General features: G+C 37.9%; 14 protein-coding genes. 4 read left to right on the top strand and 10 right to left on the bottom strand.

The genetic code is table 11. The features are described 5' to 3' along the window. Positions 1–45 precede the first annotated feature (45 nt). The 3 genes from M3610_RS16065 to M3610_RS16055 form a co-directional block, all read right to left on the bottom strand. Positions 46–246, bottom strand: a complete 201-nt coding sequence (locus M3610_RS16065) for a cold-shock protein (RefSeq protein WP_007083969.1) — start codon at positions 244–246, stop codon at positions 46–48. A gap of 1,180 nt (positions 247–1,426) precedes the next feature. After that, positions 1,427–1,780, bottom strand: coding sequence for an ArsR/SmtB family transcription factor (locus M3610_RS16060; protein ID WP_251460601.1), 354 nt, complete (start codon positions 1,778–1,780; stop codon positions 1,427–1,429). A 21-nt stretch (positions 1,781–1,801) separates the two neighbouring features. Beyond that, complete coding sequence (locus M3610_RS16055) at positions 1,802–3,550, bottom strand: SulP family inorganic anion transporter (protein WP_251460588.1); 1,749 nt, start codon at positions 3,548–3,550, stop codon at positions 1,802–1,804. A gap of 339 nt (positions 3,551–3,889) precedes the next feature. On the opposite strand from M3610_RS16055, the gene M3610_RS16050 reads away from it, so the two are divergent. After that, positions 3,890–4,684 carry a TIGR00266 family protein gene (locus tag M3610_RS16050; protein ID WP_098575250.1) on the top strand — a complete coding sequence of 265 codons (795 nt, stop codon included), beginning with the start codon at positions 3,890–3,892 and terminating at the stop codon, positions 4,682–4,684. 131 nt (positions 4,685–4,815) lie between these two features. On the opposite strand, the gene M3610_RS16045 is transcribed toward M3610_RS16050, so the two are convergent. The 7 genes from M3610_RS16045 to M3610_RS16015 form a co-directional block, all read right to left on the bottom strand. After that, positions 4,816–5,805 (bottom strand): ABC transporter permease subunit, encoded by a 990-nt coding sequence (locus M3610_RS16045; RefSeq protein WP_251460585.1) that lies wholly within the window; start codon positions 5,803–5,805, stop codon positions 4,816–4,818. Then, a complete protein-coding gene (locus M3610_RS16040) occupies positions 5,802–6,677 on the bottom strand; it encodes an ABC transporter permease subunit (protein WP_251460582.1) in 876 nt (291 codons plus the stop codon). Before M3610_RS16040 ends, M3610_RS16045 begins: the two co-directional genes overlap by 4 nt. Positions 6,678–6,812: 135 nt before the next feature. Then, on the bottom strand, positions 6,813–8,285 hold the full coding sequence (locus M3610_RS16035) for a DUF4153 domain-containing protein (protein WP_251460579.1): 1,473 nt from the start codon (positions 8,283–8,285) through the stop codon (positions 6,813–6,815). Positions 8,286–8,354: 69 nt separating this feature from the next. Then, positions 8,355–8,990: an HAAS signaling domain-containing protein gene (locus M3610_RS16030; RefSeq protein WP_251460576.1), complete on the bottom strand. Its 636-nt coding sequence runs from the start codon at positions 8,988–8,990 to the stop codon at positions 8,355–8,357. Beyond that, complete coding sequence (locus M3610_RS16025; RefSeq protein WP_026566891.1) at positions 8,971–9,318, bottom strand: PadR family transcriptional regulator; 348 nt, start codon at positions 9,316–9,318, stop codon at positions 8,971–8,973. Before M3610_RS16025 ends, M3610_RS16030 begins: the two co-directional genes overlap by 20 nt. Positions 9,319–9,428: 110 nt before the next feature. Continuing rightward, entirely contained in the window at positions 9,429–9,602 is a 174-nt protein-coding gene (locus tag M3610_RS16020) for a hypothetical protein (RefSeq protein ID WP_251460573.1), read from the bottom strand. Between the two features lie 93 nt (positions 9,603–9,695). Beyond that, positions 9,696–11,138 carry an amino acid permease gene (locus M3610_RS16015; RefSeq protein WP_251460570.1) on the bottom strand — a complete coding sequence of 481 codons (1,443 nt, stop codon included), beginning with the start codon at positions 11,136–11,138 and terminating at the stop codon, positions 9,696–9,698. A gap of 479 nt (positions 11,139–11,617) precedes the next feature. Between M3610_RS16015 and M3610_RS16010 the strand changes: the two genes are divergently transcribed. From M3610_RS16010 to M3610_RS16000, 3 genes are all read left to right on the top strand, one after another. Next, positions 11,618–13,036, top strand: a complete 1,419-nt coding sequence (locus M3610_RS16010) for a sigma-54 interaction domain-containing protein (protein ID WP_251460558.1) — start codon at positions 11,618–11,620, stop codon at positions 13,034–13,036. A 16-nt stretch (positions 13,037–13,052) separates the two neighbouring features. Next, positions 13,053–13,220 (top strand): hypothetical protein, encoded by a 168-nt coding sequence (locus M3610_RS16005; protein WP_251460557.1) that lies wholly within the window; start codon positions 13,053–13,055, stop codon positions 13,218–13,220. 226 nt (positions 13,221–13,446) lie between these two features. After that, entirely contained in the window at positions 13,447–13,653 is a 207-nt protein-coding gene (locus M3610_RS16000) for a DnaJ-like cysteine-rich domain-containing protein (RefSeq protein ID WP_098575244.1), read from the top strand. Positions 13,654–13,704 lie beyond the last annotated feature (51 nt).

Below are 13,704 nucleotides of genomic sequence, written 5' to 3'. Positions count from 1 at the left end.
AAAAACAGCCCGGATCTAGTCCGGGCTGTTATAGTAGATAACAAATTATTTTTTAGTTACGTTAGCAGCTTGTGGTCCACGAGCTCCTTCAACAACTTCGAAAGAAACTTCTTGGCCTTCTTCTAAAGTTTTGAAACCTTCTGTTTGGATAGCAGAGTAATGAACGAATACGTCGTTACCGTCTTCAGCTTCGATGAATCCAAAACCTTTTTCTGAGTTAAACCATTTTACTTTACCGTTTTTCATGAAAAAAAATCCTCCTATTGGCTTATACACGTAAGCCATGTGTAAATTCACCAAATTACAACGTGATAGCTTTACCTTCATTTCCTCATCCAAACATCGGTTAAAACTTTGAACAAGCTGTGTAACATAAATCTAATCTCGTGCAACGGCTGACTAAATTTTAGCATTCTAGTAGTCTATATGTCAACATAGGACAAACCAATATACACCTACAGTTTTCTACATTTCTCAACTGTTTTCTAGTAGAATTCGAGTCATTTCGACATCGCTTACAAAAACCATCTTTCAGAAAATGAAAGTGTTTTCATAAAAAAACGAACGATTAGTTAGCTATTGTTATTTTGTGATTATGTCGATAAATTTTTTCGACTTTTTTCTTAATTCTTGGATAAAGATATATAGCTATGTTTAACCTCAAGGATGACATATAGCATGATGAATCCGTCCGAAGTCGGCTCGCTCTTCGGACACTCGCTTGCTTATTTGGTTCTCTCTTGTCCGAAGTTGGCTCGGCTTTGGACACTCGCTTGCTTATTTGGCCCTTCCTTGTCCGAAGTCCCCTCGGCTTTGGACACTCGCTTGCTTATTTGGCCCTTCCTTGTCCGAAGTCCCCTCGGCTTCGGACACTTGCTTGCTTATTTGGCCATTCCTTGTCCGAAGTTGGCTCGGCTTTGGACACTCGCTTGCTTATTTGGCCATTCCTTGTCCGAAGTCCCCTCGGCTTTGGACACTCGCTTGCTTATTTGGCCCTTCCTTGTCCGAAGTTGGCTCGGCTTTGGACACTCGCTTGCTTATTTGGCCATTCCTTGTCCGAAGTCCCCTCGGCTTCGGACACTTGCTTGCTTATTTTCCTCTCCCTTGTCCGAAGTCCCCTCGACTTCGGACACTCGCTTGCTTATTTGGCCCTTCCTTGTCCGAAGTCCCCTCGACTTCGGACACTTGCTTACTTATTTTCCTCTCCCCTGTCCAAAGTCCCCTCGACTTCGGACACTCGCTTACTTATTTTCCTCTCCCTTGTCCGAAGTCCCCTCGACTTCGGACACTTGCTCACATTATTTAGCCCTCACTTGTCCGAAGTTGGATCTACTTCGGACACGCTCTTACTTTCCTGGCTCTTCCTAGTCCAAAGTTGGATTACCCTTTTAGTGTATCTTTCTCAATAAAGAAAAAACCGAAGAATTTAGTTCTTCGGCACCGCTGGTTCCTCTTCATCATCTTTAAATTTATCTAGAATTGTGATGGTATCGACAAGATGGTTGTTAAAGATTTGTCTTGCAACTGCTAACAATTCGATAATCATCGGGTCCTTTAGTGTGTAAATGACCTTGTTCCCTTCCTTTGTTCCAGAAACAATATTTTTTGCTCTTAGGACAGTTAGTTGCTGTGAAACTGCCGACCCTTCACTACCTACTAGGGTTTGAATTTCATTGACATTCTTATCCCCTTCAGCTAAAAGCTCTAAAATGCGGATTCTCAATGGATGTGCTAGTGCTTTGAAAAACTCCGCTTTAAATTGCTGCATTTCAAGATTCAATTCGTCCACTCCCATGCAATTTTAGAAAGTAGCAGTAAGCTTTGTTCTGCTTCCCTCTGCAGCCTCTGCTGCTGATAGTTTTTTACATTCCCTAAACGCAAAATGCTTACAGCCGAGGCATTTATTTTTGTTAATATGCTCAAGGGCATATTGAATGGCTTCTCCAGTATGTTCAAAGAAATGTTCCTCACCGATGATTTGATATAATCCTGTCTTTATCAAAACACTTTCCGGCTGCGGATTTAAGCCCGATATCATGATTATACCACTTTTTGAAAAATGGCGAACAATACTAGATAAAGTCGCTTCACCGGTTGTATCCATTAATGGAACCCTACTCATGCGCAACAAAAGAATCTTCGGACGATAATTGATGGTGCTCATGATTGTTTTCTCAAAAGTTTCCGCCGCCCCGAAAAATAATGGCCCTTCCACATTAAAAATACTAATTTGCGGACAATCATTTGTATCAGAGACAATACCCGTTTCAACTTTTTCATGCTTGTGTTTCCGGTTCGGTAATGCTTTCGCCGTAACCATGACGTCGCTCATTCGTTTGGCAAAAAGGATGGCAGACATAACTAAGCCCACCTCTACTGCCGTGGTTAAATTTACAAAAACCGTTAATAAAAAAGTAACCAATAAAACTAGTGAATCTGTCGATTTTGTTTTTAATATATAGGAGAAAACTTTTCTTTCACTCATATTCCACGCCACGACCATCAAAATTGGCGCCATACTCGCTAACGGGATATACGATGCATAAGGTGCAAAAAACAATAAGACCAACAAGACAACTACCCCATGAATCATTCCAGAAAACGGTGAAATTGCTCCATTCTTTATATTTGTTGCAGTCCGTGCAATTGCCCCTGTTGCTGGGATCCCGCCAAATAAAGGCGTAATCATATTGGCAATTCCTTGTCCGATTAACTCTTTATTGCTGTTGTGTCTGCTATTCGTCATTCCATCTGCCACCACGGCTGATAACAATGATTCTATCCCACCGAGCATCGCAATGATGAAGGCTGGCTTTAGCATCTTAACAATCGTCTCAATGTTCAGATCCGGAATATGGAGTTCAGGTAAAGTACTTGGAATTTGTCCATAGGAAGTTCCAATCGTCGCAATTTGTGTTGGGTAGAACAATGTTGCAATGACCGAAGAAACCACTAAGCCAATCAGCGGACCAGGAACTCTTGGCGCTATTTTTGGTGTTAGAATGACCGTGGATAAACAAATTGCAGCCGTTAATAGACTAAACATATTAATAGTGCCTAAATGAACAAGAATTTCTTGGACATTTCTAATAAATTCCTCGTGTTTCTTTATACCCTCCAAACCTAGGAAACTAGCAACTTGACCAGTAAATATTGTCACGGCGATTCCTGTGGTGAATCCAATCGTTACAGGTCTAGGAATATACTTTATTAAAGATCCAAGTTTAAAAATGCCCATTAACATGAGAATAAACCCTGCTAGAAACCCAGCGATGAGGAGATTTTCATAACCGTAGGTCATTACAATACCAAATAAAATTGGAATAAACGCACCGGTAGGGCCGCCTATTTGATATTTCGATCCGCCACATAAGGAGATAAGAATCCCTGCAACAATAGTCGTATAGATTCCATACTCTGGTTTCACACCCGAAGCAATAGCAAACGCCATCCCCAGTGGAATCGCGATTACCCCGACAATCAATCCAGACAGGAGATCCTTTGGCACACTCCTTATGGAATAATTATGGAATCTTTTATCAATTAACATATTAACCCTTCTTATCCTCTTATTTTTGTATATCTGATTATTTGAATATATGATAATTTATCTCCAGTTTCAAGTATTTCCGTTAAAAATTTATTTTTTAAGAAATTACTTGTTTGACTGACATTGCCATGGTATAATAGCTAAGCGATGAGCTGAGTTGTGTAAGTCGAGAAACATTCCTTTATGGAACGCACTATGTGGAGTGTGGTTTTTCGCCTCAATACGCGAAGGACGTCTGTGTAAACAGGCGTCCTTTTTTATTGGCTAAAATTAGCACTTTATTCCTAAATTCCTTATAATATAAATAGATTTGCCATTTTAAAAAGTGGAGGGAATAGTATGAATAACCACGAAATTGATTTTAAAATCTTTGGAGATGACATGCAATTTGTTGAGGTTGAGCTAGATCCGCAAGAGACTGTAGTTGCTGAAGCAGGCAGTTTTATGATGATGGATGATGACATACATATGGAGACTATTTTTGGTGATGGCAGTGCCTCTGGGGGTGGAAGTGGCCTCATGGGAAAATTATTTAGTGCCGGAAAACGCGTCCTTACTGGTGAAAGCTTATTTATGACAACCTTTACCAATAATGGCATGGGCAAAAAGCACGTTTCGTTTGCTTCTCCGTACCCTGGAAAGATCATTCCAATGGACTTAAGCCAACTGGGAGGGAAAATTATCTGCCAAAAAGATGCTTTCCTTGCTGCAGCTAAAGGAGTTCAAGTTGGGATTGAATTCCAACGTAAAATCGGGGCTGGTTTCTTTGGCGGTGAAGGGTTTATCATGCAAAAGTTAGAAGGCGACGGGCTCGCTTTTGTCCATGCGGGCGGAACAATTATTAAAAAAGACCTTTTGCCTGGCCAGTCATTAAGAGTAGATACTGGTTGTTTAGTGGCAATGACCAGCAGCGTTAATTATGATATTGAATTTGTAAAAGGGGTTAAAACAGCGTTGTTTGGTGGTGAAGGGTTGTTTTTTGCTACCCTAAGAGGCCCAGGTTCGGTATGGATTCAATCCTTGCCATTCAGCCGTCTGGCAAGCCGGGTATTTGCGGCAGCCCCTTCACGCGGCGGTGCAAAGGATGAAGGAAGTATTGCACGGGGCATTTTCGATATGTTTAATGGTGACTGATTTAAGAGAGCGGGACCAATGGGTCCTGCTTTTTTTATACTATAAAAACCGAGCATCCGCCCGGTTTCCATAGAAAAATCTATTAATCAAAATCCCGATCATATCCCATGATCCTTGATTTTTACGAATGGCTATTTTTGAACAAACTCAAATTGTTCAGCAGAATAAGCGGCAACTTTTGAACTTAGATCTTTTTTCTTTTTCCTCTTAACCAACTTTACACCATTTAAATTACCTTCTAGTTCATTCTTCATCATATTTACGATAACGATCACTATAAAAAATCCGAATACTGGAGTTAAGATGGCCCATGGCGCACGTACAAATTCACTAAAATTTTGACCGATCAAACCTGCCCATTCATTTGTTATGGTTGCTGGCTTCTCTGGTTCCTCATACCCCATGACACCTGCCCTATTTCTTCCTCCAAGAAACATTCCAAACAGACCAAGTTGCATGGTAATATGGAGGGTACTTATAAATTGCTGGACTGAAAACAGAATTCCGTAAGAACGGATATATGGCATCAACTGTTTTCTGACAATATGTAATTTCCCAGCCCCCATCAACTTTGAGCTTTGTACAAATGAAGTTTGTAATAATTGATCCGTTACATCAGAGGCGAAAATAGTGACTGATGGAAATCCGATAAATACAAGAATAATAATTTGATAGGTTACGATTGATGAAATAGCAACATCATTAAAATCGCCCACAATCGGAATCATCAACAGTATCGCAATGAGAATTGATGGGATGTAACGGAAAGTTAGGAAAAAGTCTTTCACATAACCTTTTAAGAATGGAGCCCACATGGATAGAAAAATACCGAAAATCCCCCCGAGAAAAACTCTTAATAATGCAACTACAAAAGCTGAAATTAAGGTGAATTTTGCACCATATAGTAATAACCAATCCATGTCTTCACCATTTCGGTTCGTTCCTAATAAATGTTGTTCAGAAGGTGGAAATGGCGCCCTTCCGATGATATCACCCTGTTCATTTTTAACAAGCACCTGATTATTAAAATCCTTTGGCCCATAATAAGGATATAAGAGACTCATGATCAATAGAAGAAGCAGTAAGGTTGATCCAATAATCGTCTTTTTGTATTTTCTCATATACTAACCGCCCCCTTCCCTTTGATTAACTTAGAAATAAACCAGCCTGCAGTTTCGATTATAACCAATGGAATGGATAACATAAGCAAACACATAACAAGGATAAAAAATTCTCCATCCATAAAAATGATTTTAAACAATTGTTGATTAAACCCGCTAATATTAAATAAAATTTCGACCAAATAAATATTGGATAGTAATATCCATACGATTGTTCTTAACTGCAATATTAAAAGTGGAAAAATGTTTCTCAGCATATGGACTAGTAATGTCCAAACTCTGTCCATTCCCTTTGCCTTCGCATAGAGAACATATTGTTGTTCTTGTTCCTCATCAATAATCTTAATAAGAAATTGTAGTAATAAGAAAAATGGTAGAAAAGAAACGGTCATAATTGGAACAAAATAAGGCTTATGACCAAATAATCCATACAGTTGTAAAAATTTTAATCCTGTTGATTTATATAGGGTGATAACAAAAAACTGGAATAATAAAATAATGAGTAAATCCGGAATACCTTCGAAGAAATTAAGTCCATTTTTCAATTTATTTTTTACTTTTTCTGGTGAGAGGAAAATCAATAAAGCCGAAATCATTGCAAGGAAAATGATAAATAAAAGACTGCATAATAGAATTGTCATCGTATACTGATAGCTCTCAGCAATATGTAATTTTTTAAGAATTTCTATGTATTTATCTTGATTTGCTTGAAGTAACAATTGAAAATCGGATTTAAGATTAACCCAAAAACTTTCAAAGTTAACTTCTATATGATCCTTTCCAATCCCTAATAATGAGGGAAGATTAAAAATAAAAAGAAATCCTCCTATTATTAATACAATTCTGACAAGTCCCCGGAAAAATCGCTTCATTTTATCCCACCCTACTATTTTTGTTAAAAAATTACAGTCCCTTTCCTTTTTACCATTTTATTAGTATTTTTGCAATATTCCTAATTTATTTTAATAAAAAGACGCTTCGTCCCTCCCTCCGAAACGTCTTTTTATTCATTGGATATCTAACTTCCTAAGTTCAGATTCTAGCTGCTCTCGTTTTAGATTATACGACTGCCAGGGGAGGTCTTCAGCAAGGACATCCTGTTTTCGTTCTAAGAGAACTGTTTTTAATTCCGGAAAATCCTGGTCTTTTTCATAGAGTTCGATTAATCCTAAAACTCCTGTAAAAGATAGGTTATTGAGGTAGTGAACATCAATTTTCCCGCTGAACTCGTACCGATTCAGATTCTCACTCACGACAATTTTATCTAAATCAATCATTGTAATAGCCGTGTAATAGATTAATGATGAAATAAAGTAAAAATGAAATAATGATAGCTTATCCACCCATATTTTCACAAGTGTATACGTAAAAATAATAACAAGATAAATCATAAACGAATGGACAAGAACCCTTGTGAACGTAAATCCATACGCATCTTCATACATACTTAACCGCATATAGGCAGAAGTAAGCATAACAGAGCTCGCGAGGACAAGGATGGTTAACATTATTTGTGTGGCTCTTTGCAAAAAACCTGCTGCCCTCTTTACGTACGTTACTACGATGACTGTTATTGATAAATTGATCAGTGTAACAAACAGGAGCTCAAAAAAACCCTTTCGAGCGTATTCTGCATAGGTAAAGTCTTCCGATAAAGACCCGCTGAAGAAATACCGAAATTGAACGAGTATAAACAAAAGATACACTAAATTAATGATCACAAGAACTGTAATGGTGATTATCCCATCTAGTTTAAGGGGGTTCTCATTTGTTGGCTGTCTCATTACATTAATACGTCGGGTATAAAGGATTTGCATGAAACCAAAGAAGGCAAACGTGCAAATTAAAATCACTATAAGTCTAAAGATTCGTTCCCCATTGATGACTTGAAACCATTGGGGGATGTCGCCAATCAATTGTTCGAATTGTGAATCTGCCGATATTAGTAAGTTCAATACAACAAATAAGATTGGCAGTGAGATCGCAATCCCGAGAAATACCTTTTTCCATACTATTAGTTTGTCATCATGACCGCTTTGTTTTAAGATCTTCCCAATCAATGATACAAAACCGATATTAAATTTTACTGATTGGATTAAGCGTATAAATATCAACGTAATAAAAGCAGGTTTATTCCATTGAAAATTTTTCGGACTAGTTATTAACACCAAATGAAAGATTACCAGCCCAGGGATCACCAAGATATTTAAGCCATAAAAGAGAAAGTTATTAGTTAGGAAGTAGTTGGCCGACATCAGCCAAACACAACAAAGAATTAAGTATCCTAACCGTTGATGGGAAAATTGATAGCGTCGGTACCGCCAAAGAAACACTGAATAAAATGCGGAAATAAACACGAAGTAGGAAATCCCTATCTCACTGCGAAAAAATGCTTCTTCTGCTAAAATACCAAGCAATAAACATAATAATAAGAAGATCCAAGCAGGCTTACCTATTTTTGTTTCTATTTTCGTTTCCATCTTCATCCCTCATTTTGTATAGATTTTCTATATATATAGTTTTACTAGGTATGTATCCAAAAAAAATGCTTATACCGAAGCTTTTCTTCCCCACTGATATCCAATCCAACTGATTGGATATAAGATGATGGTAAAAAGGATACAAGCAAAAATAAACGTTTTCGTTAACAATGGGGCAAACCATGAATGCGGAATAATTTGAAACACAGTAAGGATCATTAGAATTAAATTTGGAATAAGAGAAAGTAAAAACGTTTTATTTAGAAGCACCCTTCCATTATGGCCAAACCCCTTTCCTATTTCGTATCCTAATAAGGCCCAAAAAAATAGATACAAAATAGCAATCAAGGCGGGAATCGCTGTCAGGTGGTTCCAAGCAGCTGTGATCCATTTCCATTGATAGACATTGTGAGCAAGGGTAAGTAAACCCCCCCCTCCGAAAAAAAGTACATTTAAAAGGATAAACAGCCACTTCATATTGCTGGGAGTAACAGAAAACTCATCTCTCCAAATTTGGATAATTTCCTCTGGAGTGCCTAGGCGGGATACAATTAAATCATAAACTATATCCACATCCTGAACTCCTAATTCAAACAGAATTTCATCGATATGTGACTCATATTCACGGAGAATTTCTTCTTTATCTAAATGGTCTCCTAATCCCTTTGCCAATTCATTCAAAAACCTATTCTTCGGCCGTTCCATGCTTCGATCTCCCTATCACCTTGTTCATCACTTTAACAAAGTCCTGCCATTCACGTGTTTTTTCACCCAATAATTCTTTTCCTGCTTTTGTGATCTTGTAGTACTTCCGTGCCGGCCCCTTTTCCTGTTCCTGCCAGTAACATTCAATGTACTCTTGCTTCTCAAGTTTATGTAGTGCAGGATACAAGGTTCCCTCTTTTACACTCAGATCATTATCACTTCGTTGTTCCAGCTCTTTCACGAGTTCATAGCCATACATATCTCGTTCGTTTAATAGCTGAAGCAGGATTAAGGAAGTACTGCCCTTTACTAATTCGCGGTTAAACATCTTCTCACCTACCTAGATATTTTAGGTACATAGATATTCTATATTGAATCCTTCTAAATGTAAATAGCTTAAAAAAAAGTGACGATGCTTTCATCGTCACTACACTTTGCTTATTTTGCTCTCCCGTTATTTCTAAGCACCTTAATGTTTTGGTCACGCTCGCCTCCATCAGATAATTCCTCTGAAAACTCGTGTTTCGCTTCGGCTCCAACTACTTCACCATGCTTGATAGTCCTTGGTGGCAAATTATTATTTGGCGCCGCTTGTTCATTCCAATCTCCCATTACTATCACCTCGATACATAGTATTTAAAGTTTGGGATTATCCTATGCAAAAAAACAAAACGCTTGGATTTTTCCAAGCGTTTTTCAATGGAATTAGATCACCATTTTTTTATTTTCGATCAGTTCAATTTCGTGTTCATCAATCATATCCTGTTCTCGAAGCTTTTTAATTTTAAAATGGTAAATCAAGTAACATGCACCCACAAATGGAACTCCTAAATATAGAGCTAAGCGTTGTGCTGGGTCAAATGCTAAACTTACTAAAACCGAAACGTTTAATACTAAGGCGATTAGTGGTAAAACCGGGTAAAGTGGTGTTTTGAACTTAAGGTCTGCGACTTTTCCACCTTCGCGGATAAATCTTCTGCGGAAGGCAATTTGTGAAGCAGTAATGGAAATCCAGCCAACTTGAGCACCCAAACCAGCGACGGAAAGAAGCCACATAAATACCGTTTCTTCTGCAAAGAAACCTGAAAGTAATGATAATAAAGCAATACCAATTGTGAAAAGTAGTGCGTTAATCGGTACGCCTCGTTTATTTACTTTTGTGAGAATAGGACTCGCCATTTTTTCTTTTGACATCGCATACAACATCCGGGTTCCCGCATATAATCCAGAGTTTCCAACAGAAAGCAGTGCTGTAAGGATAACAAAATTCATAATATCTGCAGCGTAAGGAATACCAATACTATCAAATACGACAACAAATGGACTTTCAACAACCCCTGCTTTGTCCATTGGAATTAAACTAGATACAACAAATATAGCTAATACAAAGAACACAAGGGTACGCCATACAGTTTGTTTAATTGATTTTGGGATGGTCTTTTCTGGATTTTCGCTTTCCCCTGCAGCTATCCCAATCAATTCTGTTCCTTGGAAAGAAAAATTAACCGCGATCATGGTAACAATTAGTGCTGAAAATCCGTTAGGTAAAAGACCGTGTGCAGTAAAATTAGATAAATATGGTGCAGCTTGACCGCCATTCATGTCAATTAATCCAAACATGGCAGCGCCGCCTAATGCGATAAACAGAATAATTGCTAAGATTTTTATACTTGAAAACCAAAATTCTGCTTCACCAAATGCTCTTGCAGATAGAGCATTCAGTAAGAATAAAATGACCGCAAAAATACCACTCCAAATCCATACTTGAACATCAGGAAACCATCTTTGCATAAGTTGACCAGCAGATAGAAACTCTAAGGCAACTGTAACGGACCAGCCTAACCAGTATAGCCAGCCGAGCGCAAATCCTGTTCCTGGTCCAATAAATTTTGTCGTGTACGTTTGAAACGAGCCTGAAACAGGCATGGCTACAGACAATTCTCCGAGACAAAGCATGGTTAGAAACATGATAAAACCGCCAACTATATAGGCGAGGATGGCACCTATTGGGCCAGCCTGACTGATTGTGTAGCCAGAACCCAAGAATAAACCTGAACCGATTACCCCACCCAAAGAGATCATAAATAAATGTCTCGTCTTCATCGTCCGTTTTAATTCATGATTCGAATTGTTTTCCTGCAAATTCATTAAATTTCCCCCTTCTCCCCAAACAAAAGAATACGCTTCCAACTCTCAATATCCAAAAAGTAGGATAATTTTTTGCTAAAGGCAATAATTAAACCTTTACCATTAGAAATTATAGAGAAATAGTAGTCTATTAACAACAGATAATAATTTCTAAATTATCACTATATTTTTATAAATTTAGAATGCAAATTTTGTGCCAAAATTAAAATCATCTAAAATGTGTATATTCTTTGAACAGACAAGCAAAATATTTTTGCATCTCAATAAAAATTTTGCACTTATGCTGCAAAAATAATTTTTCCACTAAAAAGGAAAACCATTTATCTACAAATAGGGAAAAATAAAGGAAATACCTAACTAATGCCAATATTCTTTGCAAATTTAACACTTTTTCAATAAAACTGCAAAACTATTTTGCATTATTAAGTTTTATTTGATTAAATAGTGCATAAAGGATTAATCAAAGGGAATGAATCTAAATGGAGAAAAATAATCATACCGTCAATTATTTGCATTACCTAAATCGGATTTATAAACGGATCTTAGACGAGGTAGATGTGGGTGTCCATGCAGTAGATGAAACGGGGAAAACAATTATTTATAATAAAAAAATGATGCAAATGGAGTCCATGGACCTTCAAGATGTTATAGACAAAAACCTGCTTGATGTATTTATGTTTAAAGACGACCAATCTAGTACACTAGTAAAAGCACTCCAGGAGGGCAAAGAAACAAGAAACGTCAAACAAACTTATTTTAATAATAAAGGCAGCGAAATTACGACCATTAACAATACCATTCCTATTTTTAACAACGAAAAACTACAGGGTGCTGTCGAAATCGCCAAGGATGTAACAAAGCTGGAACGTCTCATTAAAGGCAACCTAAATAAAGGGCAGACCAGATACACTTTTGATAAAATCATTGGAAACAGTCCAGCTATTAAAGAAGTTATTGAATCTGCCAAACGTGCAACTAGGACCTCTTCCTATGTTTTAATTGTTGGAGATACTGGTACAGGGAAGGAACTTTTTGCTCAGAGCATCCACAATGGGAGCACTCGGCTATCTGGCCCGTTCATTTCACAAAACTGCGCTGCCCTGCCTGATAATCTAATCGAAAGTCTTCTGTTTGGAACAAAACGCGGCGCCTTCACGGGGGCGGTCGACACCCCTGGGTTATTCGAACAAGCCAATGGAGGTACCCTGTTACTCGATGAGATTAACTCATTGAATCTAAATTTGCAGGCAAAATTACTACGTGTTTTACAGGAAAAAACGATAAGGCGAATTGGGGATACGAAGGATACGCCTGTGGATGTTCGAGTCATTGCCAATATGAATGAAGATCCGATTGATGCGATTGCTAATAATCGGATGCGCAAAGACTTATATTATCGTCTGGGAGTTGTCACTATTTTTATCCCTGCGTTAAAGGAGCGAAAAGAGGATATTCCATTATTAGTGGAGAGTTTTATTCAAAAATACAATGAACTGTTTCAAATGAATGTAAAAGGTTTATCAGAGGAAGTTAAACAGTCATTTTTCGAGTATGAATGGCTGGGGAATGTCCGCGAACTTGAGCATATCATTGAAGCTGCGATGAACATTATGATTGATGAGGAATGGATTTCCTACTCTCATTTACCCTACCAATATCGAAGCAAAATGCAGATGAAAGAGAGAATGATTCCCCTTTCCACGGTGGACACCTTTATTAAGGAACATTCAGATGCAGCAGTACCACTAAAATATCAAATGGAGCTATTTGAAAAATCTTATATTGATCATGTATTATCCAAAAATGATTTTAATATATCCCGGACTGCTAACCTTCTCGGACTAAGCCGCCAAAGCCTGCAGTATCGGATGAAGAAATTAAATATTACAGGAAAATGAGATTTTATTAATTGCTGTGTTAAAGGTTAATGCTGATTTTGGCACTCTGTTGATTGGAGCAGAAGGCACGAAGACTCCTGCGGGAGTACGGGGCAGGGGAGACCCCGCAGGAGCGCAGCGACGAGCAGACTCCCCGGACCGCCCGCGGAAAGCGAAGTGCCTGGAGCGGAAATCAACAGACTAGTTTAACACAAACTATTAAATACGTCGGAAAGCTATGATGCTTTCCGCTTTTTTTATGCTGATCCAGCACAAAACTACCTTTTTTCACATAAAATTATTATAGAAAAGTAAATTAGTTTGATAAATGGAATCTTTATTCCACTTAATTCCCTATAGGCAATAAACTAATACAAGCATAAATATTCCATTTATTCTCCATACTAAGAAGAAAAGATGAGGTGAATAAAATGGGACTACTCAACTCGTTTAACCAATGGAAAGAGACTAAATATCAAAATCATGTCTCAAATATGAAAGAGCAAGGCAAATGTCCTGACTGTCACGGCCGTGGCTATACCGTATATCCTTATAATGAATTTGCTTACTTTAATTCATTTGAATGCCCAGGCTGCCAAGGTACAGGTCAATATACTGATTGGGAAGAAATGCAGTAAATTGAGAATAAATACAAATCCCTCCATTAATTCCGTATGGATTAATGAAGG

It is taken from the genome of Neobacillus sp. MER 74 (assembly GCF_023714155.1).
The sequence above is the reverse complement of the archived record's forward strand: the minus strand, read 5'-3'. Positions and strand labels throughout refer to the sequence as shown.